Source organism: Lacihabitans soyangensis, from assembly GCF_024343775.1.
Taxonomy (GTDB): domain Bacteria; phylum Bacteroidota; class Bacteroidia; order Cytophagales; family Spirosomataceae; genus Leadbetterella; species Leadbetterella soyangensis.
The window spans coordinates 62620-89310 of the sequence record NZ_RJUF01000183.1 but is presented as its reverse complement, the minus strand read 5'-3'; the positions used below and the strand labels follow the sequence as shown (position 1 = coordinate 89310).

The 26691-nt window shown below is 36.7% G+C and carries 30 protein-coding genes; 2 read left to right on the top strand and 28 right to left on the bottom strand.

Going from position 1 to position 26691, the window contains the following annotated elements; genetic code table 11:
* Positions 1-92 precede the first annotated feature (92 nt).
* From EGI31_RS21160 to EGI31_RS21095, 14 genes are all read right to left on the bottom strand, one after another.
* On the bottom strand, positions 93-287 hold the full coding sequence (locus EGI31_RS21160) for a hypothetical protein (protein ID WP_255039163.1): 195 nt from the start codon (positions 285-287) through the stop codon (positions 93-95).
* Positions 288-326: 39 nt separating this feature from the next.
* The gene (locus EGI31_RS21155; RefSeq protein ID WP_255039162.1) at positions 327-698 is read right to left on the bottom strand and encodes a hypothetical protein; all 372 of its coding nucleotides are present in this window, start codon (positions 696-698) and stop codon (positions 327-329) included.
* A gap of 224 nt (positions 699-922) precedes the next feature.
* The gene (locus tag EGI31_RS21150) at positions 923-1561 is read right to left on the bottom strand and encodes a leucine-rich repeat domain-containing protein (RefSeq protein ID WP_255039161.1); all 639 of its coding nucleotides are present in this window, start codon (positions 1559-1561) and stop codon (positions 923-925) included.
* A 116-nt stretch (positions 1562-1677) separates the two neighbouring features.
* Entirely contained in the window at positions 1678-2463 is a 786-nt protein-coding gene (locus EGI31_RS21145) for a prohibitin family protein (protein ID WP_255039160.1), read from the bottom strand.
* 105 nt (positions 2464-2568) lie between these two features.
* Positions 2569-3927 (bottom strand): HAMP domain-containing sensor histidine kinase, encoded by a 1359-nt coding sequence (locus EGI31_RS21140; RefSeq protein WP_255039159.1) that lies wholly within the window; start codon positions 3925-3927, stop codon positions 2569-2571.
* Between the two features lie 18 nt (positions 3928-3945).
* Positions 3946-4635: a response regulator transcription factor gene (locus EGI31_RS21135; RefSeq protein WP_255039158.1), complete on the bottom strand. Its 690-nt coding sequence runs from the start codon at positions 4633-4635 to the stop codon at positions 3946-3948.
* A gap of 83 nt (positions 4636-4718) precedes the next feature.
* Entirely contained in the window at positions 4719-5378 is a 660-nt protein-coding gene (locus tag EGI31_RS21130) for a DUF2490 domain-containing protein (protein WP_255039157.1), read from the bottom strand.
* Between the two features lie 19 nt (positions 5379-5397).
* Positions 5398-6093, bottom strand: coding sequence for a TerC family protein (locus tag EGI31_RS21125; protein ID WP_255039156.1), 696 nt, complete (start codon positions 6091-6093; stop codon positions 5398-5400).
* A 92-nt stretch (positions 6094-6185) separates the two neighbouring features.
* A complete protein-coding gene (locus EGI31_RS21120) occupies positions 6186-7154 on the bottom strand; it encodes a sodium-dependent bicarbonate transport family permease (protein ID WP_255039155.1) in 969 nt (322 codons plus the stop codon).
* Between the two features lies 1 nt (position 7155).
* On the bottom strand, positions 7156-7644 hold the full coding sequence (locus EGI31_RS21115; RefSeq protein WP_255039154.1) for a hypothetical protein: 489 nt from the start codon (positions 7642-7644) through the stop codon (positions 7156-7158).
* A gap of 674 nt (positions 7645-8318) precedes the next feature.
* Positions 8319-9485, bottom strand: coding sequence for a thioredoxin family protein (locus EGI31_RS21110; protein ID WP_255039153.1), 1167 nt, complete (start codon positions 9483-9485; stop codon positions 8319-8321).
* Between the two features lie 6 nt (positions 9486-9491).
* A complete protein-coding gene (locus EGI31_RS21105) occupies positions 9492-10736 on the bottom strand; it encodes a DEAD/DEAH box helicase (RefSeq protein ID WP_255039152.1) in 1245 nt (414 codons plus the stop codon).
* Positions 10736-11062, bottom strand: coding sequence for an RNA recognition motif domain-containing protein (locus tag EGI31_RS21100; RefSeq protein ID WP_255039151.1), 327 nt, complete (start codon positions 11060-11062; stop codon positions 10736-10738). The genes EGI31_RS21105 and EGI31_RS21100 overlap by 1 nt, the downstream gene beginning before the upstream one ends.
* 7 nt (positions 11063-11069) lie before the next feature.
* The gene (locus tag EGI31_RS21095; RefSeq protein WP_255039150.1) at positions 11070-11816 is read right to left on the bottom strand and encodes an ATP-binding cassette domain-containing protein; all 747 of its coding nucleotides are present in this window, start codon (positions 11814-11816) and stop codon (positions 11070-11072) included.
* Between the two features lie 123 nt (positions 11817-11939).
* Between EGI31_RS21095 and EGI31_RS21090 the strand changes: the two genes are divergently transcribed.
* Both EGI31_RS21090 and EGI31_RS21085 read left to right on the top strand, forming a co-directional pair.
* Positions 11940-13760, top strand: a complete 1821-nt coding sequence (locus EGI31_RS21090) for a sensor histidine kinase (protein WP_255039149.1) — start codon at positions 11940-11942, stop codon at positions 13758-13760.
* Positions 13761-13778: 18 nt separating this feature from the next.
* A complete protein-coding gene (locus EGI31_RS21085) occupies positions 13779-14465 on the top strand; it encodes a response regulator transcription factor (RefSeq protein ID WP_255039148.1) in 687 nt (228 codons plus the stop codon).
* On the opposite strand, the gene EGI31_RS21080 is transcribed toward EGI31_RS21085, so the two are convergent.
* The 14 genes from EGI31_RS21080 to EGI31_RS21015 all read right to left on the bottom strand — a co-directional run bounded on the left by EGI31_RS21080 (position 14466) and on the right by EGI31_RS21015 (position 26662).
* Positions 14466-15356, bottom strand: coding sequence for a sulfite exporter TauE/SafE family protein (locus EGI31_RS21080; protein WP_255039147.1), 891 nt, complete (start codon positions 15354-15356; stop codon positions 14466-14468).
* Between the two features lie 81 nt (positions 15357-15437).
* Complete coding sequence (locus EGI31_RS21075) at positions 15438-16577, bottom strand: methionine aminotransferase (RefSeq protein ID WP_255039146.1); 1140 nt, start codon at positions 16575-16577, stop codon at positions 15438-15440.
* A complete protein-coding gene (locus EGI31_RS21070; RefSeq protein WP_255039145.1) occupies positions 16578-17444 on the bottom strand; it encodes an aldo/keto reductase in 867 nt (288 codons plus the stop codon).
* An 82-nt stretch (positions 17445-17526) separates the two neighbouring features.
* Positions 17527-18021: a DinB family protein gene (locus EGI31_RS21065; RefSeq protein WP_255039144.1), complete on the bottom strand. Its 495-nt coding sequence runs from the start codon at positions 18019-18021 to the stop codon at positions 17527-17529.
* Positions 18014-18280 (bottom strand): hypothetical protein, encoded by a 267-nt coding sequence (locus tag EGI31_RS21060; RefSeq protein ID WP_255039143.1) that lies wholly within the window; start codon positions 18278-18280, stop codon positions 18014-18016. The genes EGI31_RS21065 and EGI31_RS21060 overlap by 8 nt, the downstream gene beginning before the upstream one ends.
* Positions 18238-19299, bottom strand: a complete 1062-nt coding sequence (locus tag EGI31_RS21055) for an APC family permease (RefSeq protein WP_255039142.1) — start codon at positions 19297-19299, stop codon at positions 18238-18240. The genes EGI31_RS21060 and EGI31_RS21055 overlap by 43 nt, the downstream gene beginning before the upstream one ends.
* Positions 19300-19311: 12 nt before the next feature.
* Positions 19312-20571 (bottom strand): YeiH family protein, encoded by a 1260-nt coding sequence (locus EGI31_RS21050; RefSeq protein WP_255039141.1) that lies wholly within the window; start codon positions 20569-20571, stop codon positions 19312-19314.
* A 27-nt stretch (positions 20572-20598) separates the two neighbouring features.
* Positions 20599-21471 (bottom strand): DUF1684 domain-containing protein, encoded by an 873-nt coding sequence (locus EGI31_RS21045; RefSeq protein WP_255039140.1) that lies wholly within the window; start codon positions 21469-21471, stop codon positions 20599-20601.
* Positions 21472-21527: 56 nt separating this feature from the next.
* Complete coding sequence (locus EGI31_RS21040) at positions 21528-22154, bottom strand: redoxin domain-containing protein (RefSeq protein WP_255039139.1); 627 nt, start codon at positions 22152-22154, stop codon at positions 21528-21530.
* A gap of 14 nt (positions 22155-22168) precedes the next feature.
* Positions 22169-22804 carry a peroxiredoxin gene (locus EGI31_RS21035; RefSeq protein WP_255039138.1) on the bottom strand — a complete coding sequence of 212 codons (636 nt, stop codon included), beginning with the start codon at positions 22802-22804 and terminating at the stop codon, positions 22169-22171.
* A gap of 13 nt (positions 22805-22817) precedes the next feature.
* Positions 22818-23375, bottom strand: coding sequence for an RBBP9/YdeN family alpha/beta hydrolase (locus EGI31_RS21030; RefSeq protein ID WP_255039137.1), 558 nt, complete (start codon positions 23373-23375; stop codon positions 22818-22820).
* 205 nt (positions 23376-23580) lie between these two features.
* Positions 23581-24720, bottom strand: a complete 1140-nt coding sequence (locus EGI31_RS21025) for a chromate transporter (RefSeq protein WP_255039136.1) — start codon at positions 24718-24720, stop codon at positions 23581-23583.
* Positions 24721-24730: 10 nt separating this feature from the next.
* Positions 24731-25942 (bottom strand): peroxiredoxin family protein, encoded by a 1212-nt coding sequence (locus tag EGI31_RS21020; RefSeq protein ID WP_255039135.1) that lies wholly within the window; start codon positions 25940-25942, stop codon positions 24731-24733.
* A gap of 90 nt (positions 25943-26032) precedes the next feature.
* On the bottom strand, positions 26033-26662 hold the full coding sequence (locus EGI31_RS21015; protein WP_255039134.1) for a hypothetical protein: 630 nt from the start codon (positions 26660-26662) through the stop codon (positions 26033-26035).
* Between the last annotated feature and the right edge of the window lie 29 nt (positions 26663-26691).

Here is a 26691-nt window from a genome sequence, read left to right as displayed (position 1 = left end):
TACCCCTAAACTACTCTGAAAAAAAACTATCACTTTATTTTTAATCTCTTTTTCGCTTTTCCAAGCTCATGAAAATTATTTCATATTGCTAATCACCCTATTTTGAATTCTGTGAAGCTAGATTTAGTTTTAACCCTTTTACCAAACTTCTGCTTAACCCAAGCTTTCAGGTGACCATACTCTTCCTTTGTTACATAATTCACTGCTTTTTTAAGTTCTTTTCTAAAAATTCTGGGATCAAAACTGACCTTCTCAAGTACGATTTTGGTGTATTCCAGCATTGTCATTCTTTAATTCTTTTAAGGTTGAAAAACTTATGAATCGCTTTATTCTTTGACGACCGCTAATTGCTCCCTATTAATTTCTTTCTGGATCGTTCTCGAAAACACAGGTGATTTATAGTTTCTGATTGATTCTAATGGATTAATTCCTGTTTGACCTTTCTCCGTACTGGTTCGCAATACCAAAAGGTCTTGATTTTCTTGATTCTTATTAAGCACCTGATGTTTATAGTTTTGCGGCGAATCAAAAGAATTAGTGACAGAGGCATTGCTTTTGTTTATGGCAATATCTTGGGTTTTTACTTCTTTCCGATCCTGCACCGGCATTTTATAATTTCTGACTGAGTTGGTTTGACCAAAAACTGCAACGGTCGGAATCAACATTGTGCCCAGAACGATTCTTATTAAATTTTTCATTTTTCAATTTGTTTTGTTGTAATTATCTGTCTGATGACTATACAAACCTACAACACTGATATTAGACCCAACTTAGGTTCATATTAGAAAGTTATTAGAATTTGATTCGTCACTCTTTTTGTATAAATTATTATTCGGAAACTGATGGCAGAATTTGGCCAGAGTCCAATTTATCTCAAAAAAACGCTCTGAGATATTGCTCGTTTATACTTCTACTAATTCTTTCATCTAATTTTTACGCCGTAGGAGACCGGGTATGTAACCATATGGTTTTTCTTTATTGGGGTATTCTGAAAATCTATGAATTTCAGGTTTTCCATTAAGTAAATTTCCTTGGGCACATACCTAAGCATGCTTCTGTTTACGAAGACGGAATTCACATTTTTCAATTTGAGAATCGATGAATTGCTCGAAAATTCACGGTTGTCTTCTAAATGTAAAATTCTAAGTTTGGGCATATTGGCAATAGCCTCAATACTTTTCTCAAAATCAAGATTTTGTTCATTATCAATAAACAATTCTTCTAAAGACGCAAAGGAAGATAGGCTTTGTGGTAAGTAAGAAAATAAGTTTCCTCCAACATCTAAAACCTTGAGATTCTGAAGTTTTGACAATTCTTCTGGAAAGATTTTTAAATGATTATTCCGAAGATTTAGGTAAGTCAGGTTTTTAAAGAGTGATATTTCTTGAGGTAAAGACTCCATACTCATTCCGCTTAGGTTTAATCGCGTAACTTTGTCAGGAAAAACCAAAGCTTGGTTGAGTTCGGTGTATTCTTTTTCTTGAGCATTTATAAAATTCAAAAAACCCAATTGAACCATAACAAAGGCCAATACTATTTTTATTTGTGTCGAAGGTTTCATGTTTTTGATATTTAGGTTTACGTAAGATTTTTGAGATACTGAGCGGCAGTCCATTGCTGCCACTCAGTATTTTTGTTAAGCCCAAACGTTTGCAATTCTAACAATGCAATGCTTGGTTATTTATCCGAATTGGCATTCAACATAAGCGGCTGCTCGGCACTTGTTATGATAACCTTGGCATTTGGTGAGGTAGAAAGTTTATTAAATGCCTCAATAGCCTTGAATCTAATCAATAATGGCGTAAGACCTTCCGCTACTATCTTTTGGGCGTCTCTAATACCTTCAGCCTCTATGATTAACCTTTTGGCTTCCTGTTTTTCTTTGTCAAGTACAAATTGCATTCTTTGTGAGTCTTGCTCGGCTTCTAATTTGTCCTCTATAGCCTTAGTAAGTCCGGGAGGCAAAACAATACTTTTTAATAGTACTGACTCAACCACAAAACCTCTTTCTTTGAGTTGAGTCATCATTAAATCCTTGATAGATTTCTCAATGACCGACCTTTGACCAGTATGCATATCTTTGGCATAATACTGCGAAGAAATATCGGCAACGGCAGACCTGAATACAGGCAATATAACGACTTGCTCATAATTTTTGCCCAGTTTTTCTATAACTTTAGGTGCATAACTTCCTTCCAATCTATAAAGTATGGAAACATCAGACTGAACGGTAAGACCTTCTTTTGAAGGAAGTGGCACCCTTACTTCCATGTTCATGGTACGGGTAGGTAGTTTGATAATGGTGCTAGTAAATGGGTTAAATCCTCTGGCACCTTCCATGAGTGGCTCGGGCTTTATTTTACCGAATGAACGCTTCACACCAACCTCTCCTTGGCGAATTATAGTACAGCTACTGAAAATTAAACTAAAAGCAATTCCCATTACAACCAATCGTGTTTTCATCTTTATGTAAATTTTAGTTTGTTATTTAAGGCTCTTTTGAGCCCATAACAAAGCTAAAACCTAACTATTAGATCCAACTTAGGAGAGAATTAGAAGAGTATTAAATTATCGCTTAGGAAGCATTACCTCAAAAAGAATGAGATTTGGGTCTTGCCTAGATACTTCTATTGTTCCGTTGTGCATTTCTACAATTCCCTTAACCAATGAAAGACCCACTCCATGACCTACTTTGTTTTTGGAGTTGCTTCCTCGCTTAAATGGCTCAAAGATATTTTTCAAATCATCGTCACTTATGTTTTGAGAATTATTTTGGAATTGAACTTTAATACTTTTAGGCTTATTGATGACCTCAATATCGACAGTCTGATTGAGTGAATACTTTATGCCATTGTCTATGAGATTATAAAAAGCCGTGTAAAGCAAAGGTGGATTGCCCAGAAGTTCGGGTATTTCATCTTCGTTTACATCAACATTTATGGCCACCTGACCAAGAGGATTTTTCTTAATGGCCTCATCTCTTACTCTTGATAATTTGTCTAACACATTCACCAGGTTCAAGTTGGACTTTTCTGAGTAAGTATTCAGGGAAGTGAGATCAAGCAAATTATTACTCAGGCGGTTAAGCTGTTTTACGTCTTCCAGTACCGACTGAATCATCTTTTTCAAATCTTCGGGGCTATCTTCAGCTAAAAGCGAAACCTGTATCTGTCCAGTAATTGAAGTCAAAGGAGTCCTTAACTCGTGCGAAGCATGTGAAACAAAGGCTTTTTGGGCCATAAAAGATTTTTGGAGACGATCGAGCATCTGATTGAACCTATCGGCCAATTGAGCAAACTCATCATTTTCGTTACCAACCTCAAGACGATCACCAAGTTGTGAGGCTTTAATTTTGTCAATCTTTTTGATGATTTGCTGGATAGGATTCAGCATCCTTTCCACAAAAAACCAACCTGTGAGAGCACTCAAAAACAAAATGCACAAACCTCCCAGAATAAGAACATACGTAAGGTTTTGAAGTTTAAAAAAGCCGTAATTATCAACTGCATAAGAGACTATTACGTATTTCTGACCTTGATTCTCAAACAAGATTCCGATGAATTCGTATTTGGTATCTTCCCAAAAAAACTCCTTGTCGGCTCTTATTTTTTCTAAAATGTCACCATCAATTTTAAACCTATCTTCTCCACTTTCATAAATTACTTGATTTTTACTGTCAAAAATCACAATTTCCTCGTTTGTAAGAGCCGTAAAATCGTTTCGGTCAAGGAGTTTTAATACCTCCGGGCTGATATCTTTTTTGTTGAAATAAATATTAGCTGTCGAGAGAGCCTCTTTTCTTAAGCGATCTTTAAACTCGGACCGTCGGTAATCTTTACTTTGTAAGTATATAACCACACAGAAAAAAGACAGCAGTACCGCAGTAATGGCGAGGTAAATCAGTATCAGTTTATTTCTAATCTTCATATTTTCGCAGCGAGCCTTTTATTTACTTTTCAAAGTGTAGCCCATTCCGAAAATCGTGTGAATCAGCTTGTCATTAAAACCCTTATCAATCTTGTTTCTAAGATAGTTTACATACACTTCTATAAAGTTGGTACCGGTGTCAAAATCAATATCCCATACATGCTCGGCGATATCCAATTTAGAAACAACACGTCCCCTGTTTCTCATCAAATACTCCAAAAGACTAAATTCCTTGGCGGTTAACGCAATGACTTTCCCCGCCCTAATGGCCACTTTTTGATGAAGATTCAATTCAAGGTCGGCCACTTTCAGAATGTCGTCGGATGGCATATTTTCGTTGGTTCTCTTAAGAAGTGCCTTTATTCGGACCAAAAGCTCCATAAAATCAAATGGTTTTACGAGGTAGTCGTCGGTTCCTACCTCAAACCCTGAAAGTTTATCGCTTACACTGCCCAGTGCAGTTAACATCAAAACCGGAATCTGTGCATTGGTTCTACGGATTTGTTCGCAAACTTCTAGGCCGCTCATATCTGGCAAGCCGATATCTAATATAACGAGGTCGATTTTTTGGCTTTCAAAAAGAGCCAAAGCTTCTTGACCAGTTGAGGCAATTTCTGAATTGTAGCCTTGAGTAAATAGGCCTTTTTTAATAAAAGAGGCCACTTTTTCTTCGTCTTCTACAATCAGAAATGTTTTGCTGTTACTCATTTTTTTAAAGTTTAAGTATAACTCTTAAAGTTACCTAGCTCAGATTAGAGACTTCTTGTAAGAATATTAGATTATAATTAGAATTACTTTTTCCTGACAATGCTGTGATAATAACCAACCTGAATGAAATTCTTACCGGTTTCGTCGTTGATTTTGTAATCAAACTGATTTAAAAAACCGATCATAAATGAGCTCGACGGATTTAGTTTATATGTAACATTAACAGAAACTCTATTTCGTTCAAAATAGGGTTCGTTATTGGTAAAGAATAACTCATTATACACCCCCAATTCTATATTTTTCTTTGGGAAAACTGGGTAAACTACGCCGAATCTATTCCTGAAACGATTTCTATACCCATTAGAAGTAAAACGCATTTCTGTTCGGAATCTGTTTTCTATTTTCAGTTTGTTGACTTCTTGGGCTATCAACACTTGAGGCCAAAGCCTGATTTCAGCATTGTTTTTAGGTAATTCAAAATTACCCCCTTCGCCATAAGTATCGTATTTACCAGCTGCCATGGTTAAAACGACATTTTTGTGAGCCTTGTAGTTTAAACCAGCCTTGAATTCATGGTAATGAAAATCGTCATAATATTTTAAAGATCTCAACTGAGCTTCGCCAAAAACACTAAAACCTTTTCTCAAATCCGCCTTCAAGTTTATAATATTCCAAGAACCGGTAGATTGAGCCGAAGATTTTAAACTAACAAAAAAAGCTAAACCGATTATTGCAATCCTCATGAACATCCAGAAACCGAAATTATTTTTTTACAGTTTTCATTTGAATGATGTCCACCAAAAATGCAAAAGCCATTGAGAAATAAATGTAGCCTTTCGGAATTTCGAAAGATAAGCCCTCTGCAATAAGAGAAACTCCAATCATCATTAGAAAACACAAGGCCAAAATTTTGAACGAAGGATGTTTACTAATGAATTCACTTATTGGTTTTGCGGCTACTAACATTATCAAAACCGTCACAATAACTGCAGTGTACATCACCCAAAGCTGGTCCACCATACCAACGGCAGTAATAATGGAGTCAATAGAAAATACCAAATCTAAAATAATAACCTCCGAAAGTAGCTTGCCAAAAGACCTTTTAACCTCTTGTTTTTTGCTATCCAAATCCTCAAATTGTTCGGTCTTGTGGTATATTTCTTTGGTACTCTTGTAGATTAAAAACAAACCACCGAGTAGCAAAATAATTCCTTTCCCCGTAAAATCAGTTTCTAAAACTGTAAATAACACCTGATCAAGTTTTAAAATCCAAGAAATGAGGGCCAACAAACCCAATCTCATTCCCATCGCTAAACCTATCCCCCAATACCTGAGTTTATTTCTCTGATTATCAGGAAGTTTGTCGGCGAGAATAGAAATGAAAATGATATTATCAATACCCAGAATAACTTCCAGGGCAATCAAAGAAAACAACGGAACGAGGATTTCAGATATCATAATAAAAGAGATAGTTTAACAAATGTACCAATAGATTACATTCTAATCGAGGTTTGAAAATTAGAATTTCATTAGAACCTTCTTTCGAAAAATTAAAAACTAAAATACTGAACTATAGCCATATATAGCGGCATGCCAATAGTAATGTTTACCGGAAAAGTAATAGCCAGTGCCATCGGAAGGTATAAACCCGGATTTGCCTTCGGTACCGTTATCTTCATGGCTGCTGGTACAGCAATATAGGAGGCACTCGCAGCTAAAATACCAAACATAAACCTATTGGATACATCATGGGTAATCAGACCGCTAAGTATCGAAAACACAACACCGTTTACCAAAGGAATAGTAAAAGCAAAAACTATGGGAAACCATCCAAATGAAAAAAATGACTTCAGCTTTCGGCCGCTCGTTAGACCCATATCCATTAAGAAAATCGCCAAAAATCCTTTGAACAAGTCATTTGTAAAGGGCTTGATACCCTCTGCTTGTTTGGCATTAGCCAGAAAACCAATAACAAGACTTCCTAATATCAACAACACACTTCCGTTAGTTAAAGAATGGCTAATCACCGACCGTTTCTTGATTTTTGTGCTTTTTTCCCTATCAAAAAATGAAATCAACACAAGTCCGATTATAATGGCGGGTGACTCCATAAGGGCCATTATGGCAACCATGTAACCATGCACGTTCAACTGGAGTGTTTCTAAATAGGCCACTGAAGTTACAAAAGTCACGGCACTTACCGAACCATAAGACGCTGCAATGGCCCCAGAGTCTTGTACCGATAATTTTCTCCGTAAAATAAAGTAGGTATAAATGGGAATGACTATTGATGTAAGAACACCAAACAACATGGCCGCCGCTATGTCCAGATTGAAGGTTTCGTGGGATAACTCTTGGCCTCCCTTAAATCCAATAGAAAACAACAAATAAATGGATATAAACTTTGACGAATTAGACGGTATTTCTAGGTCACTTTTCAGATAAACCGCCAAAATTCCCAAAACAAAAAATAATAAAGCTGGATTTCTTAAATTTTCAACTAGTAAATCTATGTTCATATTAGACCCTGTGGGTTAATTGTAAATGATTAAAAATGGTATTGTTTTCAGATATAATTAATCCTTCAATTTCGATGTCCTTCTTTAGAATATAACTTCCTAAAATATTTGACTGAAGAATCTCAAGCGTATGGAAAGATATATTTAGTTCGGCCAACTTATAGGCTTGTTGCTGCTGACTTAATCCTGCAAAATCAGAATTGTGGTTTTTATTGTAAAGGTCCTGCAAGATTTCGAATGCCTTAAAATCGGCCTTTTGTGTGCCGTTTATAACTGAGTTAATAAATCTGCAAGTGGTGCTGTTGACGATTCTGATTTCCGTGATTTTTTCAGTTTCCAAAATACACTTTAGAGCATTTAATAAACTAGTATCACTTGTTTCAATGGAGGCAATTGGAGACGTTAAAAAAAGTATAGATTCTCCAAATTCTTTTTGTAAAACGGGTTCAATGCATGAAAAAGGGCAAATGATATATAACTGATTTGGCATACAAACTTTGTCTTTGGCGAGAAAAATAACCTTTGTTAGAAATGATTAAAATTCACTCTGTGCCATTCGTGACATACACTTTGATTAGGTAGTTTTTAATTTTTTTTGCAAAATTGGGGCATATTATTCATTAGTTTTTATTTAATTTTAATATCTAACCCATAAAAATATTTTATACCTTAAAATGTATAAACTCTACAGGGGTTTCTGAAAACTATTGAAAAATAGAGCATAACAAATACAAATGAAGAACTTAAGTTGGAAATGGATTTCAAAAACCTCCAATATCACTCTAGGCTATAATATAAGTGGAAAGATAAATGTGGACTATTTCGGGAAACAATTACCCCAAAATGCACTAAAATTTAGGGGTTAAGCTATAAAACTTTCACTTTTACGCGAAGCATAAAACAATTTTTAGTTGCGGGTTTAATTGACGCCTTGTTAAGAGTTGAAAGTTGATTTGCAGATTATAAAGAATTTATTAATGTGCCAGTCAAACATCATATTCATGTTCAAGTTGAAGGCAGATTTTACTTAAACCAACAATGCTTGACTTCTTAATTTGATATTTATAACAAATTTTAAAACAAACAATAAGCAAGATGTTAGATGCAAACAAAATTGGTACAATTCTATATCTGAGAAGTATTGATATACTAATTATGGCTGAATTACTGACAGTATTTCACTAGTAAACTGTTCTTTTCTGTAAGACTCATGCCAAACTGCGAAGCTGAATCCAAGGCATTCGCACATTGAGATTTCTGTTTGTTTCTACCATAATACCAGGCAGATTGCGTGTAGAATTGTAGCTTTTGTTTCGGTTCTTTGAGACCCGACAGCCATTTATCTTTAATTTCTGTGAAATAATCAAACATTTCACTGCCTGAAGATTTTTCATTAATTTTCTCTGAAAGAAAGCCAAAAGTGGTAACATCGGGATAGTATTCACTCATTTTTTTACAAAGTGCTTTGGCCGCTGCAAAGTCTTTTTTCGTCAAACTATTACTTAATTCTAAGCTCCAAGTCCAAACAAGTTTTTGTTTTTCATTTGCTCCCATTTTTTGCAAATAGGTTTTAATCGAATCAATCTCCCAACTCGGATATTCACCTTTATTCTCCAAATATTTAATTTGTTGCTGAATAATAGTTATGAAGACATCCTTTTCTCTACCACTATTTTGTTCTAAACTCGCCGCTAATGCCTGGTGATTAATATAATATTTAAAAAAATCGTTATTGGTTGAATAAACTACTTTTTTGAAAACATTCCATGGGCCTATTTTCGTTTTTTCTTCCTCCGGTAATTCATTAAAAAACTTAGTACAAATGGTATTGCTCTTATTGTAACTCTTCGTTAGCCGCTGAAAAGTAGCACATCTGACTTTTTCAATAGTATTTAATTCCAGAGATTTTTCGCAGTCAATACAAGAATTTCCTCTTTCTTCCTCAAACTGCCGGATAATATCCTGTGGAGTTTCTCTGGGTTCAATGAAGTATTGAAAATTGCCATCATTGTCAAAAAACAAGAAAATGGGATAATTGGTCAATCGAATGTTTTTACCTTCCAAAAGCTTTACTTGTTCTAAGTCAGTCAAGTTAAGCTTCATGTTAGTGTAATTGTTGTTTAGATAAGCCGAAAGCTCAGGTGTTTCTAAGTTCTTGTTCAATTCAATACAATGGGTACACTCTGGATGAAAGCACTCTATAAGCACTTTCTTACCTGTTTTGAAAGCTATTTTTCTTGCGGCTTCAAAGTCAGTTTTCCAATTTATTTGGGCCTTAACCTTCGCAAAACCTAATAATAATGTAAAAAATAAAATTACTGCCTTTTTCATTAGCTCTCACTTTTTCTTCTTCTTTTTCTCTTCCATTGCTTTTTCAAACTCTGCAATTTCTTTGAAAACGTCCTTAAAGGTTTTTTGGTCTGCCTCCGAGAAAATTATGGTTTCTTGGTAGTCCATTTCTTCGAGTTTTTGTGTGGCTATGGAGTGACCAATATAGTCTTCGATAGCATCCAACATGGGTCGTTCTTCTAAACTACAAAAAGACAATGCCCTGCCTTTCTGTGTGCCTCTTCCTGTTCTACCAATTCGGTGAACATAGTTTTCGGGTACATCTGGCAGGTCATAGTTTATAACATAATCTACATTGGGAATATCTACCCCTCTTGCACTAACGTCGGTGGCTATTAATACTTTCAACTCTCCTGTTTTCAGCCTTCTCATAGTGTCTTTACGCTCTTGGTGTGTTTTACCTGAATGTATCGACTCTGTGACTAATCCAACACGATCCATAGCAGCCACTACCCTATCCGCTCTGACTTTGGTTCTAACAAAAACCACTAGTTTCTTATCCAGGTTTTGTTTTATAAACCTTTCCAAAAAGAATCTTTTGTCATCCATTTCTATCAAAATCATCGAATGACTGATATTTTTCGAGATTGGATCGTCTGGAGATATCTGTATACGAATAGCATTTTTAACAATAGAATACGCCAGTTTCTTAATCTTTTCGTCTATGGTTGCGGAGAAAAACAGGGTTTGCTTATTCTTTGGGAGAAACCGAATTACGTCCTCGATGTCTTTATAAAAACCCATATCAAGCATTCGGTCGGCCTCATCAAGTATTAAGAATTCTGTACCTCTGAAGTCGATATATCCTTGAGCACGAAGGTCAAACATTCTACCGGGGGTAGTTACCAAAATATCCACGCCTTTTTGAAAAGCTGCAATCTGTGGATCTTGGTCTGTACTGCCGAACAAGGCCAGAATACGAAGTTTGGTATACTTAGCAATTTCCTTAAAAACTTCGGCTATTTGTTGTGCAAGTTCATGTGTGGGTACCATCACCAAAGCCCTAACCGAGCCTTTGGCAAACCACTCAGGAGGATTGGTATGCAGAATATTTATAACTGGTATAGCAAATGCTGCGGTCTTACCAGTACCTGTTTGAGCAATTGCAAGCACATCTTCGCCTTTCAGGATATTCGGAATAGCCTTAAACTGAATGTCTGTTGGCTTTTTGAATCCCTTTTCGGCCAAACTCCTTTTAATGTCATTCGAAATTCTGTAATCTTCAAACTTCATTAATTGCCGTAAGTTATGATATTATCGTTCTTCTTTTTGGGCTTGTGCCAGTCTCTCGGAGCTTTGTCTATTTTTTCTCCATCTTTATTTTTATTGGCCTCCGATACCACAATGGCCCTACCCATTTGCTCCGAACCATTAAGTTTTTTTATGGCCGCGGTGCCACTTTTTCTGTCGCCCATTTCCACAAAACCGAAACCCTTGTTTTGTCTAGTACTTTTGTCAATTACTATTTTGGCAGATTTTACCTCGCCAAATGGAGAAAACAAATCTACCAAGTCTTGGTCTTTGAATTTGAACGGTATGCTTCCTACAAAAATGTCCATGTCTATATCAGTTTGTCAATTTTCTAAATATTTCTTCTAAGGTTCCGCCTTCCTTCTTGAGGTTTTCGAGAGAATCGTCGGCAACCAAATTACCTTTGTTTATGATTATCACTCTATCGCAAATAGCCTCCACTTCTTGCATGATGTGTGTACTAAGGATAATTGTTTTATTTTTACCAACTTCCTTTATCAATTTCCTTATTTCCACCAATTGGTTGGGGTCAAGACCTGTGGTGGGTTCGTCTAAAATCAAAACTTCGGGGTCATGAATCAGTGCCTGAGCTAGTCCAACTCTTTGCCTATATCCTTTTGAGAGTTGCTCTATCTTTTTGTGCTTTTCGGGCGAAAGCCCTACCATTTCTATTACTTTGGCAACATTACCTTTAAGATTCTCGCCTTTTAATCCATACATACCACCTACAAAGCCGAGATATTCTGTCACGTACATTTCCAGATACAGCGGGTTATGCTCTGGCAAATACCCGACCTTTCTTTTCGTTACTAAAGAATCTACGGTTATTACATCCCCGTCCAATTGGGCTACACCAGATGTCGAACTTATAAAGCCAGCAAGAATCTTCATGGTGGTAGATTTGCCCGCACCATTTGGTCCTAAGAAACCCAATATTTGACCTTTTTCAATCGAAAAAGAAATATTGTTTACTGCCGTTTGGCTGCCATAAGTTTTTGTCAGCTGATTTACCGATATCGCCATAAAAATCTTCTTGAGAGTATTTGTTACAAAATTAATCATTTATTCGTTAAGAAGCTGACTATTGGTCAATTTGGTGATAGGCTGTTGAGTAGTTAAAAAGTGTTAAAGGCCTTTCCATTGTTTTCCAAAAAACCTAGTTTTGAAGTATTAATTTATTAAGAATTGAATAGAATTAATGTTCTAATCGGTGTTATGCTCCTTGCCTTGGTATCGTTGATAGCCTTCCAATGGTACTGGATTGAGAACGCCATAGCCGTAAAAAATGAGCAATTCGATAGAAAAGTGAATGAAACTTTGCGTGAAACGGCTCGCCAAATAGAAAAACAAGAGGTGATTTTTTTGGCCAAACAAAGAATTCTTGAAGAAGAAAAACGTAGACTACTAGAAATATCTAAACCAAAAAAAAGGTTTACTTCACGAAAAACTGAGCTTGCTAAACAAAGACAAGAAGTACAATCAGACACCATAAATTTTGCTTACAATGATGGTAATAGTTTAAAGTTCGACCCAAGACATGTCATAACCATTAATTTAGCACCTGAGGGTATTCAAACAAAAAATGACGCACTGACAGAAAGAATGTTTGTTTATCCTGAACGCCAAAGCGAGTATTTGAGAGCGTTCTTAGAAGATGAGCATAGGTCTTTTGAAAAGTTTAGAAAACGATCGCTGGAAATTGCACAAAAACAGAACAATATCGTAGAAATTTCACGGTTCTTTGAGGAAGACGATTTCATAGAAACAGGAAGTCCCATGTCGGGTTTTGATGCTTTTATTGCTGAAGACAACAGCACAGTTGAGATAAGAGGTAATGAAATCAAACCCGGCGAATATCTGAGGTTAAGTAAGAAACCTTCCAATAAGCTAAACGAGAATTTCACAAAAAAGCAGAAGAAAGTAGACCTGATGAAAGACGTATTTAAGGACTTTATAATCGGGAAACGTAGTATTTATGAAAGATTAAACCATGTAATGCTCGATACCCTTTTGAAAAAACAATTTGCTGAGGAGGGTATATCTCTTCCATTCGAGTATGGAGTTCGAGACAACGGAAACTTCGTTTTTGCTTCGTTCAATAAAAGTGAAAATTTCTCGAAATCTAAAACCTATAAGGTAAAATTGTTCCCAAATGACACCTTCCAACAGGATCAAACTTTGCAGGTGTACTTTCCCGAAAAAGAGAATTACATATTGAAAAACCTCTGGTCAATATTTGGTAGCTCTTTCCTCTTAATCGCATTTGTAGGGGGTATTTTCTATTACTCTGTTAACAGTTTACTGAATCAGAAAAAGCTCTCAAATATCAAGAATGACTTTATTAACAATATGACCCACGAGTTAAAAACGCCGGTTTCAACAATAGCTCTGGCCCTTGAAGTCATAAAGGATAAAGAAATAAACAAAAGCCCTGAAAAAACAGACCGCTATCTAAATATCATTACTGAAGAAAATAGAAGGCTCGGAACACAGATAGAAAAAGTACTACAAATAGCCAAGCTTGAAAAGGGAGACCTCAACTTAAATTTCGAACCAATTGATATAAATGAGGTTCTCGACCAAGTAGTTAAAAACCAGAGTGTTCAAATGGAACAATATGGGGTTAAGCTAAATCTTGACTTGCAAGCCGAAGAAACGATCATTTCAGCAGATAGGGTTCACTTAACCAATATCATTTTTAATTTGATGGACAATGCTATCAAATATTCAAAAGAACAACCCGAAATAAGCATAGCCACCTCCAATACTGCTAAAGAATTAAACATAACTATTTCGGACAAAGGAATAGGAATTCCGAAGGATCAACTCGGCAAAATTTTCGAAAAATTCTATCGTGTTCCAAAGGGTGACTTGCACGATGTCAAAGGATTTGGTCTTGGACTAAGCTATGTCAAAAACATGGTAGAGATGCACAAGGGCAGTATAACCGTTAACAGTAAGATAGACGAAGGCACCGACTTTTCTATAAATTTACCCCTAGCATAAAAATAAATCAAAGCAAATATGTCTGAGACAAAACTACTATTAGCTGAGGACGACCACAACTTGGGCTCATTGCTACAAGAATACCTCACTGCCAAAGGCTACGACGTGACACTGGCCAAAGACGGAAATCAAGCCTTGGATATTTTTTTAGATGCCGAATTCGACTTTTGCATCTTAGATGTCATGATGCCCAAGAAAGATGGTTTTTCGTTGGCAAAGGAAATACGCACTAAAAATCCAGAAATTCCGATTTTGTTTCTTACGGCCAAAAGTATGCAAGAAGACACCATAAAAGGGTTTGAAGTTGGAGCTGACGACTATATGACTAAACCATTCAGCATGGAAGAGCTCCTACTGAGGATAAAAGCAATACTTAAAAGAACAAAAAAAGGAGAAATAAATCCAGATGCAGAGATTTTTAGTCTTGGAAAATTTAATTTTAACTCCTTGCAGCATGAGTTGAAACTCGGTGCCGAAACCTATAAATTAACCACAAAAGAATCTGACTTACTGAAATTATTTTGCCAAAACCAAAATAAAACCGTAAGCCGCAGCTATGCCTTAAAACTTATTTGGGGGGATGATTCTTACTTCAATGCCCGCAGCATGGATGTCTATATCACCAAATTAAGGAAATATCTAAAATCCGACGGCAGTATCCAGATTATGAATTTGCATGGTGAGGGGTTTAAGTTGGTGTGTTAATCAAAACCACTTCACCAAAGTTCTAAGACTCAAGAAAATAATCATTAAACCGACTGCTACCATGGCGGGTTTTCTTGGTATTTTGTTTATGAAATAAGCTCCAAGTGGTGCGGCTATTACGCCGCCGAGAATTAATCCAGCTATAACCTGCCAGCCATGGATACCTTGAAAAAGAAGAAATGTGATACCACTGGCAAAGGAAATGGCGAACTCAGCAGCATTTACCGATCCGATGGTGTAACGAGGGTCACGTCCGCGACCAATGAGCGTTGAGGTTACAATTGGCCCCCAACCTCCGCCACCAACGGAGTCCATAAATCCACCGAAAATGGCCAAAAGACCCAATTGTTTGGTAGGTTTTTTCGGACGTTTTTTTCTAACTGCCTTAACTATAATTACAATAGCCAAAATAATCATATAAATGGCTATGTAGGGCTTTATTGCATTTCCATCAATCACATCTGATAATAAATAGGCTCCAATTATTGAACCAATAACACCTGGGATTATAAGCATTTTGGCCAATTTGCGATTGATATTTCCAAATTTATGATGAGAAATGGCAGAGGCTCCGGTTGTAAACATTTCAGAAACGTGCACGGCGGTGCTGCTTATTGCTGGCGGAACGCCAAACGAAAGTAGAAATGAGGTAGACGTGGCTCCATAGCCCATACCTAATGTACCATCAACCAATTGTGCAAAAACTCCAATGATTAGAAATACAAAAAACTCTGAAGTAAATCCGTTGACGATTTTAGAAAACGAAAACTGGCTGGAATAGTTATAATAAATGACCGAGAAGAGTCCGATTAACAGAAAACCAGGGATAATGTACCACCAGTGCGTGTTGGAAACTAATGCTTTGGAAGAGGAATTTTTTGCCGATGCCATCAAGATTTTCGATAAAATGTCCGCAAATATAGATACATCTAATTAATCTACCAAATTAGTAGATTATTAAATTTTAAAAAATCAGAGCTTTGATAAAATTTCACCTGCCTTCTGAAGTGTTTCATCGTCTTTGGCGAAACAAAATCTAAGTACTTTCTGGTCAAGCTTTTGATGGTAAAACACCGAGGTCGGAATAGATGCCACTCCAATCGTTTTTGTAAGTTGAATGGCATATTCAGCATCATTTGCGTCTGTGATGTTTGCATATGAAACATTCTGGAAAAAACTTCCTTTGCTTGGAATAAACTCAAAACGTGAACCTGCAATACTCTCTAAAAACACATCTCTTTTTCTTTGGTAAAAACTTGGAATAGAAAGATAATTGTTCTCGTTTTCAAGGTATTTAGCCAAAGCATATTGTGCAGGAGTAAAAGTGCTAAAAGTGAGATATTGATGAATTTTTCGAAACTCCACACTCAATTCTTTCGGAGCAAAGCAATAGCCAATTTTCCAACCTGTGATGTGAAAAGTCTTCCCAAAGGATCCACAAATGAAGCTTTTCTCCTTCAATGCAGAATTTGTACAAAGCGATTGATGCGACAATCCATCAAAAATGATATGCTCATAAACTTCATCGCCCACCAAATAAATATCCCTGTCGGCTACTATTTTGGCCAATTCGTTTATATCATTTTCAGAAAAAACACTTCCTGTGGGGTTATGCGGGGTATTGACAATAATCATCTTTGTTTTTGGCGAAATTTTTGACTTCACCAAATCCCAATCTATCTGAAAATCCGGGTAATGCAATGTAATGTAAACGGGTATTCCCCCACAAAGGTCTATGGCTGGCAGATACGAATCATAGGCAGGTTCAAATACAATTACCTCATCACCAGCGGAAACCGTAGCGGCAATAGCAGCAAAAATAGCTTCTGTAGCTCCCGAGGATATGGTTACTTCTGTTTCAGAGTCATAATGTGCTCCATAAAGTTTCTTAGTTTTTAACGAAAGCTGCTCACGAAGCTCTCTAACACCAGTCATAGGTGCATATTGATTAAAACCATGGGTACTGTATTCGCCCAATAAACGCAAAAGCTCTGGATCAGCTGCAAAATTTGGGAACCCCTGAGAGAGATTCAAAGCACCATGTTCAGCCGCCAGAGCTGACATGGTAGTAAATATGGTAGTACCTAAATTGGGTAATTTGGACTTGAACATTTATGCTACAACCGAAAAAACTTTGTACCAATCTTCGTGCGAAAGTTTCACCTCAGTGGCTTCGGCAGCATTACGGATTCTTTCCAAGCTCAGTGAGCCTATGATTGGTAAGGCACCCAGCTGAATCAACCACGCTACGGCTAGCTGCTCTATGTTGACATTCTGTTTTGTGGCAATCTCATTCAGTATTTTACGGATTTTTATAGCTTTTTCTGAACCACCACTCAGAATGTCGCCACCTGCTAATGGTGCCCAAACCAAAGGCTTACTGTAAGTTTCCTTAATAAAATCCAGGCGTCCATCCAAAATTGCGTCTGGCTTAAGGAGGTTCATTTCGATGTGACTGGTCACGATTGGAATAGACAGAAACTTAGAAAGTAACTTGTGTTGACTGTTGTTCAAATTGGCAATACCTATATGTTTGGCCTTTCCAGTATGCACAATGTATTCAAGTGTCGTCGCAATTTCCTCCAAATCCGTGATAAAATCCAAGCCTTCAAGCAAGAAAATATCGATGTAATCAAGCTTCTGAGCGGCCAAAAATTTATCCAGACTTTCTAGCAAAAAGCTTCTCGAATTATTAAAATATTCTAAACCGTCTTTTTTCTGAAGACCAAACTTGGCAAAAAGAACCACGTCTTCACGCTTGAGACCCAATTTGTTTATTTCGCTAAAAAATATTTTTTGAGAATTTGAACTTGTCTCGTAGTTGCCTAGGTCAAAGGTATTGATTCCAAGTTTCACGCAGTGTTCTATCACACTTTGTGCTATTTCGTCCGTAAGATTCTTTTCGTTTTCCCAACGCCAGAAACTGTAAATGGCAGCCGAAACCTTTGGACCGCTATCACTTATATATATCTTTTTCATTTCGTAGATTATTATTTTGCCAAAATTAACACAGTTATTATGATTTTTTTTTCTATTTCCCCAGAAAATACCGTTAACCTCCTTACAAAAGTTTTACCGTGACCATCAGTTGTCCAAAATGACGAGTTGTGTGTTCTGCCGCGTGAAACAACAAACCAACTACTGTTGAAGGAATCATTTTTCGTCCTACATATCTTACTTCAGCTAATATTTCAGGATTTGTTTTCTTCAACTGGCTCAAAGCTTTTTCTACCTGTAAATCAAATGCTTGTAGCAAATCTCCTACTCCAATTTCATGGTTTTCTACAGCTTCATTTTTCAAAAAAGCCATTTGTGCATCAGACAAATTGCCGCCATCGGCATAGGTAAATAGCCTGTCTAAAACTCCAACCAAATGATTTAGATGGAAACCCACCGAAGCCACATTATTAGGTCTTTTCCAAAGCTTCTCTTGGTCAAAGTCTGCAAGAACTTCATGTAGTTCTTTCTGTACTTGCAGTAAGGCATGAGCCACCGGCTGCAACAAGTCAGTAATTCCTTCAATCGGGCCCGTCAGCCAATATTCTAAATCATTCATCGGTATATTCTTTTTTCGAAAAAACGTAAGTAATGGCTCCAATCACCAAAATTCCTAATCCAATAAGGCTTTCAAGCGGTTTATCATAAATTATAAAAAGTAAAACCAAACAGCTAAAACCAACATAAAAATACTGAATATAGGGGCTCCAAGGACTTTTGAAACCATCTACGTTTCTTTTAATTTTAAAAAAACTGGCCACAGCCAAAGTGCCCATCAACTGCAACAAAAACGAGGTATAAAGTAGTACCTGTTGCAAAGTTCCGGAAAGAAGTAAAACCAAGATGATGCCGCACTGCAACCAAATGGCCCGAACGGGAATTCCGTGGGAATTGAGAGGCCGAAGCCAACTCCAAAGACTATAATGTTAGCCATGGCATGTACTACTCTGGGGCCAATCCAGATATAGGAACTCATAGTAGCAACCAACTGCAGCCCTATTCCTGCACTCACCCAAGGAATGCTTTCTTTTCCTAGAATATTTTGGACAGACAAAATAGCCACTTCAGCCTGACCATTGAGCTGATCATAAGTGGCAAATTTTAGAAATACCAATTGTAACAAAACGTAAACCATCATCACAGCCAATGTTCCCAAAATAAGTGCCTTAGGCAAGTTTTTCTCGGGATTTCGGATTTCTCCCACAATATAGGCCGCGGCGTTCCAGCCTGTGTAGGCATAGGTAACATAAAGCAAAGAAACCGCAAATCCTGTTTTCGAAATATCATCAAATATAGAATGGTTAGTATCAATTGCATTAAAAGCTATGGGAGAATACCAAACGCCCAAACCCAACAAAAAGGCCACAAACAAAACTTTAAAGAGCGTGGTAGCTGATTGAAAAATGCTACTGTGCTTCAACGAAATGGTATGAAAAAAAGAAATGACGATGATAGACAATACCACATAAGCTCTCAAATTTGGAATTTGGAAAGGCGACAAATAGGCTTCCATGGCCAAGCCTGCAATGGCCACAGGAGCGGAAAAACCAACAATCAAGGAAGTCCAGGCTGACAAATATCCCCAAAATGGATGAAAAGCTTTAGAAATGAAAAGGTAATCGCCGCCAGATTGTTTGAAATAGGTGCCTAACTCAGCAAAGGTAAATGCACCAATGAGTGCCAACAATCCGCCCAAAACCCAAAGCAGGACAATACTCCAGACATTCCGAACATCCATTAGTTGATAGCCTAGACTTGTGAAAACTCCAGTTCCAATCATGTTAGAAACCACCAGCATCAGAGCCGTTTTCCAGCCAATTTTGTGGAGTTTGGTCATCAAGAATCTTTTTTATTTAAACAAAAAGTAAGCGATAATCAAGGTGACGAAAATATTAAACAATTGGGCTATCAAAAAGGCATAAAGTGGCTTTTTGCCTTCATTGTTAAACAGATCGGAGAACTTGGTCTCAAGCCCAATGCTTGTAAATGCCAATGCAAACCATAAGCCTTGTAAAGATTTTAGCCCTACTTTTACCGCATCGATTTTTTCTTGCGAAATAAAAAACGAAAACAACACAGAAGCCGCTATGAATCCGATAACGAATTTTGGAAAACGCTCCCAAATTATCCCAAGGGTAGGTTTCGTTTCTTTGGCTGATTCAGATTGGTTGTTGGTATATGTCCAATAAACCGATATGGCAAATGCTGCCAAACCAAGGAGAACGTTTTGAGAGAATTTTACGATTGTACTGATTTTCAATGCCTCCTCTCCTATCATGGTGCCAGAGGCTATCACAGCACCGGTGGTATCGATGGTTCCTCCTAACCAAGCTCCCGTGACGGTTTCCGAAAGTCCCATCATTTTGGCCAGAAAAGGCATGAAAATAATCATCGGAATGGCTGTAATCAAGACCAATGAAATGACATAAGAAAGTTTTTTTGAATCGCCTTTTATGGCACCCGAAGTGGCAATGGCCGCCGAAACGCCACAAATAGAAACCGCACTGGATATCATGATGGCCATTTCTTCGTCTATTCCCAATTTCTTGGAAATCCAAAAAGCGAAATACCAAACCGAAACCACAACGAGCAGAGCCTGAACCAAACCGAGCGATCCTGCCTTAAGAATATCTCCAAAAATGACACTTGTGCCGAGCAATACTAGCCCGATTTTTACATACAATTCTGTATTCAAAGCTTTGCTAAGCCATTGAGGAATTTCAAAGAAATTTCGGATAATCAATCCAATGGCTAAACTAAAAATAACAGCCTCTAAATTCCAGTTTTTAAGGAAACTATTTCCTGCCAAAATAAGAGCAAGAACCGTTAGTATAAATACCACTGGAAATCCTCGTACCGTATCCGAAAAACCTTTGCCGAGTACCTTAGACGCTAAAATGGCTGTAAAAAATACCAAGAGAAATACTGAGCCGATTTTAACAAAATTTTCAGCAGTCAGTACTTTTTCTACTAAATCAGAGCTACTTTCCCAACCAAATGATGGAGAGGGAATTTTAAAGCCGAACAAGGCCAAAAAAATAATAAGAAAACCAAAAACCACCACTGTCCAGTCTTCGGTCAGTAATGCTTTTTCTTTGTTAGGGTTCATAAATTTATATTTGTTAGGGTTGAATTATTAATGAAATCCGTAGTTTTTTTCGCCAGCCTCAATTTTTACAGAAAGTAAATTTTGTTTCGGGGGCAATGGACAAGTGGCGTAAGGTGTAAAAGCACAAGGCGGATTATATGCTTTGTTGAAATCCAACCAAACGTTTCCGTCCTTATCTGGAAGATTGGTGTATATATACCGCCCACCTCCATACGTGGTTATTTTATTGGTTTTGTCTCCGAAAATGACAAAAAACTGATCTCCTTCTGCCAAAACGTCAAGTGAGTGCTCATTTTTGCCAATTTTGAAAACCAATTTACCAGGTGAATCTTGTTGACTGTTTTGACCGGTAATATCCAAAATTGCCATTTTTCTGTTCTCGGTTTTTACAAATTTTGACTTGATGTTCCAATTTGGGTCAATTTTAAAGTGTTCAATGTGCGAAAATTCTTCTAAAAATGGGCTTTTCAAATCTCTCAATCGAATTGCATACTTTTCACCTCTTTTGATTATAAACCATTTCAAAGACCCATATTGCAGTAACACGGGTTTGTCCGCAGGAAATAGTTTAATTTTTTCAATTTTCACCCCTTCGTGCAGTACTTCATGGCCGTTGAGTACTTTAAATTCCACTTCTCCATTTTGTAACAAAATCTCTCCGAGAAAATCAGGACATTTATCTGAAGGAAACAAATGATCGTTTTGGGTATTTGAGCCAATAGTATTTTTGCCATCATTTAGCCAAAACAAACCCGCAAGATTCAGCCAACCATTTTCCTTTTTGAGATTTTCCTCACGTTGCTTGTGCCAATCGTTGATTTCCTTAAGATAATCTGAGGATTGGGAATAACCAATCGAGTTTATTAAACAAAATATAGCCAAGAAATAGATAAAACGCACTTTGTTAAATTATAATAATTGTAAATTAGTTATTTTTTCTAAAAGATAAAGAGAAATTAGCCTCTGTTATGAAAGATAAGGTTTTCGTCTTTCCAATATCTTTTTTGTTTTTCATTATATACTGTTGCTGCTATTTCTAAAAAAGAGAAGGGACTATTGTATTTTATGTCTACATGAGAATAAATAACTTCATTATCTGTATTTACAATAAAAATTGAAGGATACGGCCCATCCTCAGATATTCCCGTTATTGTTTCCCAAGCTTGATGATTATTATCAAATACACCAAAACGCCGAGCAACCGAAAACTCTTTATCTTTACAAACATTGAATTTAATGGGTGAATTTCGTAAAAAAGTTTCAATAAACTCACTTTCACTGTTTACAAATAGACTAAATTGTCCTCCAAGAGCACTAATCTCCTCGTTACACAAAATAAGTCTTTCGATATAGTTTTGATTAAAATTATTCCATTCAGGCGACAAAAATCCTATAACTTTTACACCAGATTTGCAAAATTTATGAAAACTTCCCTCTTTCGTGAGAATTGTATTTTGCGATTTCCAAAATTTTTCAAATGTAAAGTCAGGTATTTTCGAGCCTAAAGGAATTGGAAAAATCCTAACATTTGGTTTCGAAATTTTAATTTCAGTGTCCCAAAAAGCCTTATCGAAATCTTCCATAAATTCTTTTATTTTTAAATATTGGGTTGCGGCGTAACTCTCAAATAAGGCTTAACAGACTTAAAGCCTTTCGGAAACTTCTCAACTGCGGCTTCATTGGACACCGCTGGTACTATAATCACATCTTCGCCATTTTTCCAGTCAGCTGGTGTAGCTACTTGGTAGTTGGCTGTAAGCTGCAATGAATCAATAACCCTTAAGATTTCTTGGAAATTACGTCCAGTAGATGCTGGATAAGTTAGGGTTAACTTTACTTTTTTGTCAGGCCCAATGACAAAAACAGAACGAACTGTAGCCTTTTCAGAAGCATTTGGATGAATCATGTCGTATAATTCTGCTACTTTACGGTCTGAATCTGCGATAATTGGGAAATTAAACTTGACGTTGTTTACCTCCTCAATGTCAGGAATCCACTTATTATGCGAACTCAAGTCATCCACAGAAACGGCTATTACTTTAACGTTTTTCCTTTCAAACTCACCCTTCAAAAGGGCAGTTTTGCCAAGTTCTGTAGTACAAACAGGCGTAAAATCGGCAGGATGACTAAATAATAATCCCCAAGAATCACCGAGCCATTGGTGAAAATTGATATTTCCCTCTGTTGTTTCTGCCGTAAAATCTGGTGCGATATCTCCTAATCTAAGTCCCATGATATTATTTGTTTTATGAATGTATTAGTATTGAATTTTCACTTTCGAGTTGCTGCAGTAGTTTTAAACCATAGGGCCATGAGCCTAACCTTGAGGCACTGTTTATGTGGCCCTTATCTCCTACATTTATAAAAGTACTGCCCCAATAATCCGCAATTTTTTCTGCCCTACCTAATGTACAATACGGATCTGAAGTGCTAGCTATTAAGAATGTTGGAATATCAAATTCGAATTTCGGAATGGGTGCAAAGTCGTTCAGAAAAAAAGCGTTTGAATTCTGCTCTACATCTGGCGGTGCTACCAAAAAAGCAGCGTTTACATTTTTTATGACATACCTCGCATAGGTGTGTACAAATGCCAAGCATCCCAAGCTATGGGCAACAATGGTGTATTTATCGTCAGAATTTATCAATTTATTTAAAAGTGGTTTTACCCAATCTCCTTTTTTTACGGAGATAAGGTCTTCAAATTCCATTCGCTCACTATTGAGTAAAGGTCCATTTTGCCATAGGGTCTGCCAATGAATATCATCTGACCCTTTAAAACCTGGTATTATTAAGTATTTGTTCATTTCGCTTTTTTTATCCTATATAATCTATATGTTTTATAGACTTATATGCAAATATTATATAATGAATTAAAATTTCCAAAGAAATACGCCTTTTTAATTCATTTTTTAATGAAAAACAAAAAGCACGAGAAGCTCATGCTTTTGTTTGACAAACCTTTAAATTGTATGATTGAAACACAATTTAAACGTTCAAATCAAAACCTGTTTAGATTGCCAGATTCTTGAGAATATAACCTAAAACTGCAGCTCCCAGAATAACAATTGGTTCCTGAATCTTTTTATATTTCCATAACAGCAAAACCGTTATGAGTGCTATCGCAATCGTATTGAAATCCAACAATGACCTTTTCCCTAAAATAATAACTGCACCAGAAATGGCCCCAACGGCAGCGGCAGTAATGCCACTTACAAAACTTTTGATTCGAGGAAGGCCACCATATTTTTTAAAGTAAGGTGCTGGCAAGATCGTAAAAAAATAACATGGCAAAAAAGTGGCTAAAGCTGCTACAAGTGCCCCTTTAAAACCCAAAACCAAATATCCAATAAATCCAACAGTGATAACGACAGGCCCTGGGGTTATCATGGCTACTGCCACAGCGTCCAAAAACTGCTTTTCGTTGAGCCAATGATATTCTTTAACCACACCAGCGTATAAAAACGGAACAATCGCCAATCCGCTACCAAAAACAAATGCTCCTGCTTTGGCAAAAAAAAGTGCAATTTTGACTAAAATATCCGAATCTGATGCACTCACACCTAAAAAGCTTAAGCCAAGAGGAGCAATAAAATTGGTCTTCTGGAATTTGGGAGGGTTTTTATACAGCGTATAAGAAACACCTCCAATAAAAAACAGCCAAACACTTTCAGACTCAGTAATAACTGTAAACAAAGCAGTTATAACGAAAATTACCCAAAGAAAATAATCATTCCCGATAGATTTGGTAACTAGTTTATGGGAACTCAAACCTATGATACCGATAACCGCAGCACTTATGCCATAAAATACAGCTTGTATCCAAGAAAGTCCACCATAGAGCGTATAGAGGTAACCCAATAGTACTACCATTAAAAAAGAGGGTATCACAAATGCCAAGCCGACGATGGTTGCACCCAAAACTCTGTAATGAACATAACCCAAATATATGGCCAACTGTGCCGCCAAAGGTCCAGGAGCCAATTGTGCCAAAGCCAATCCTTCTTTGTAATCTTCCTCTGATATCCAAGATTTATTCTCTACCAAATCACGGTGCATGTAGGCTATAAGAGCCGCCGGGCCTCCAAAACCCACGGTACCTAATTTAAGAAAATAAAGAGTTATTTCAGATAAAGAATAATGTGCTTTCATTATCAATGAATTATAGCTTAGCCGATTTGTCAGGATTCAGCAAATGATTGACTTCTTCGTTGAATTCCTTTACAAATTCTTCATAATATTTACCTGTAGCTGGTCCAGAATATCCAGTATGAATTTTTCGAACCTTACCATTTTTGTCGATATAAATCGTGGTAGGAAACGAAAGGAAATTGTCTAAAGCAGCCAATGACTGAGCAACTCCATTTTTATCAGCTAATCCGCAAAATAGCAGATCATAGTCTATATCAAAACGTTTTTTAAGAGCCTCTAAACGAGTTTTTGCAAAAGCTGGGTCATTTTTTCTTTCATAAGATAATCCTATAATCTCCACTCCCCTTGACTTGTTGGCTTTATACCAAGGTGAAAGAAAAAGGGCTTCATCGAGGCAATTTGGACACCATGAACCTAAAATTGTAACAATAACAGCTTTTCCTTTATATTTTTCATCTTTCAGAGAGACCAATTTTCCTGTAAAAGCATCAGGAAAACTAAAATTAAATTCTGCTCCTTCTTTGAGTTTTGTCAAAGTATATGCATCGGGCAGGGCTGCTTTAGCATTCCTAGTACCTTTTACGATTTGACTTCCTCTCAATCCAATGATTTCAGCTGTAAGTTCATCACCATTTACAGAGCCTTTAATCAGCGATGGACTAGAACCACTAAATGCCGAAAGATAAAATTCATTGCCCTTTACTGTTCCTTCGAAAAAACGATAATCGCCAGTGGTACTTAATATGGTACCAGTAAGCTTGCTTCCGGTCTGGTTAAAAACTCCTACTGTTTTGTTGCCTGTAGTACCGATCAAAAAGTCCCAATTGCCCTGAAGACTTACATTTGCTTGTGTGGATTCTTCAAAAAAACGATACTTTTTGCCAGCAATAGCCTTAAACGGAATATCAGGTGTAGTGGAATTGTACTTTTTCAATACACCAGAAATGGAAGAATTGGTTTCAATTTTAGCTTTTATAATGGCATCAAAAATTTCGATTGGAATGAAAATAGAATCTCCTTTTATTCCATAATTTTTTAACTCAAAGCGTTCTGAGGCATTTAATAGAATTATATCTTTGCTCGTAACCTCAAAATTGAAGGGCGACTCATTTCCTTCAAAAACAGAAAACGTACCACGCCAAACGCCAGTCTGAAGCTTATTTTGAGCATTTATCGGATTCACAGAACCCAAAACTATCAATATCGCAATTATTTTTTTCATGAAGTTTAATTGTTTTTATACAAATATAAATACTTAGTCTATATATTTTATAGAGTATATAAGAAAAAACTGATTTGAGAGGATTTTTTCTTAATAAATATTTAAATTTTTATATTCTCCACCTGAACCATCTCCTAAAAACAAACCAATTGTTCCTTTCTTATTCGAAACTAAGCGATTAACTACCAATGAAGGTTCTTGTTTGTTATCAACATATACAGTAACCGAAGTCGGCAAAACAACAATTTTAGCATGAAACCAGCCATTTGGATCTGGTGCATTTTTTATGCCCTTTTCAAATTCTGCGTTTCGAAACTCTCGAAGGTGCTTCCAAGTATACTTTGGATGAGCAATGTATTGCACAGCATGAATCCTTCGAACAGAATCCGTGGCATGAAAATTAAAAGGACGAAAATAGATGGCTTCATAAGTAGAATCGTTTTGTCCATTAAAGGCAATTCCAACAAAGCTTTTCTGAAAAACATCTTCTCCCTTGATATCAACTTCAATGGTACCAGTCTTTAATTTCTTATTTCTCAGCCAAACTAAGCCTTCTCCTGAACCCTTTGATATTTTAATGTTATTTAAACCAAATTTATCATTCTGTCTATGTACAAACTCCAGTTTTCCCTTTCGAAGTTCTTCTACCAAATTGAAAACTTGGGAATATCCATTTAGACTCCCGAGCATAATCAAAAAGACAAAACTTAGTTTTTTCATAAAACAAGATGTAAAAGAGGGAGAAGAAA

Coding starts and splice junctions, on each gene's coding strand:
- EGI31_RS21050 (WP_255039141.1), bottom strand. CDS start 20,571: ATGAACCCTAACAAAGAAAAAGCATTACTGACCGAAGACTGGACAGTG.
- EGI31_RS21035 (WP_255039138.1), bottom strand. CDS start 22,804: ATGGGACTTAGATTAGGAGATATCGCACCAGATTTTACGGCAGAAACA.
- EGI31_RS21130 (WP_255039157.1), bottom strand. CDS start 5,378: ATGAGGATTGCAATAATCGGTTTAGCTTTTTTTGTTAGTTTAAAATCT.
- EGI31_RS21040 (WP_255039139.1), bottom strand. CDS start 22,154: ATGGAAGATTTCGATAAGGCTTTTTGGGACACTGAAATTAAAATTTCG.
- EGI31_RS21070 (WP_255039145.1), bottom strand. CDS start 17,444: ATGAAAAAGATATATATAAGTGATAGCGGTCCAAAGGTTTCGGCTGCC.
- EGI31_RS21085 (WP_255039148.1), top strand. CDS start 13,779: ATGTCTGAGACAAAACTACTATTAGCTGAGGACGACCACAACTTGGGC.
- EGI31_RS21095 (WP_255039150.1), bottom strand. CDS start 11,816: ATGATTAATTTTGTAACAAATACTCTCAAGAAGATTTTTATGGCGATA.
- EGI31_RS21025 (WP_255039136.1), bottom strand. CDS start 24,720: ATGAAAGCACATTATTCTTTATCTGAAATAACTCTTTATTTTCTTAAA.
- EGI31_RS21115 (WP_255039154.1), bottom strand. CDS start 7,644: ATGCCAAATCAGTTATATATCATTTGCCCTTTTTCATGCATTGAACCC.
- EGI31_RS21080 (WP_255039147.1), bottom strand. CDS start 15,356: ATGGCATCGGCAAAAAATTCCTCTTCCAAAGCATTAGTTTCCAACACG.
- EGI31_RS21055 (WP_255039142.1), bottom strand. CDS start 19,299: ATGACCAAACTCCACAAAATTGGCTGGAAAACGGCTCTGATGCTGGTG.
- EGI31_RS21100 (WP_255039151.1), bottom strand. CDS start 11,062: ATGGACATTTTTGTAGGAAGCATACCGTTCAAATTCAAAGACCAAGAC.
- EGI31_RS21145 (WP_255039160.1), bottom strand. CDS start 2,463: ATGAAAACACGATTGGTTGTAATGGGAATTGCTTTTAGTTTAATTTTC.
- EGI31_RS21030 (WP_255039137.1), bottom strand. CDS start 23,375: ATGAACAAATACTTAATAATACCAGGTTTTAAAGGGTCAGATGATATT.
- EGI31_RS21015 (WP_255039134.1), bottom strand. CDS start 26,662: ATGAAAAAACTAAGTTTTGTCTTTTTGATTATGCTCGGGAGTCTAAAT.
- EGI31_RS21155 (WP_255039162.1), bottom strand. CDS start 698: ATGAAAAATTTAATAAGAATCGTTCTGGGCACAATGTTGATTCCGACC.
- EGI31_RS21105 (WP_255039152.1), bottom strand. CDS start 10,736: ATGAAGTTTGAAGATTACAGAATTTCGAATGACATTAAAAGGAGTTTG.
- EGI31_RS21110 (WP_255039153.1), bottom strand. CDS start 9,485: ATGAAAAAGGCAGTAATTTTATTTTTTACATTATTATTAGGTTTTGCG.
- EGI31_RS21135 (WP_255039158.1), bottom strand. CDS start 4,635: ATGAGTAACAGCAAAACATTTCTGATTGTAGAAGACGAAGAAAAAGTG.
- EGI31_RS21120 (WP_255039155.1), bottom strand. CDS start 7,154: ATGAACATAGATTTACTAGTTGAAAATTTAAGAAATCCAGCTTTATTA.
- EGI31_RS21075 (WP_255039146.1), bottom strand. CDS start 16,577: ATGTTCAAGTCCAAATTACCCAATTTAGGTACTACCATATTTACTACC.
- EGI31_RS21150 (WP_255039161.1), bottom strand. CDS start 1,561: ATGAAACCTTCGACACAAATAAAAATAGTATTGGCCTTTGTTATGGTT.
- EGI31_RS21140 (WP_255039159.1), bottom strand. CDS start 3,927: ATGAAGATTAGAAATAAACTGATACTGATTTACCTCGCCATTACTGCG.
- EGI31_RS21065 (WP_255039144.1), bottom strand. CDS start 18,021: ATGAATGATTTAGAATATTGGCTGACGGGCCCGATTGAAGGAATTACT.
- EGI31_RS21125 (WP_255039156.1), bottom strand. CDS start 6,093: ATGATATCTGAAATCCTCGTTCCGTTGTTTTCTTTGATTGCCCTGGAA.
- EGI31_RS21020 (WP_255039135.1), bottom strand. CDS start 25,942: ATGAAAAAAATAATTGCGATATTGATAGTTTTGGGTTCTGTGAATCCG.
- EGI31_RS21160 (WP_255039163.1), bottom strand. CDS start 287: ATGACAATGCTGGAATACACCAAAATCGTACTTGAGAAGGTCAGTTTT.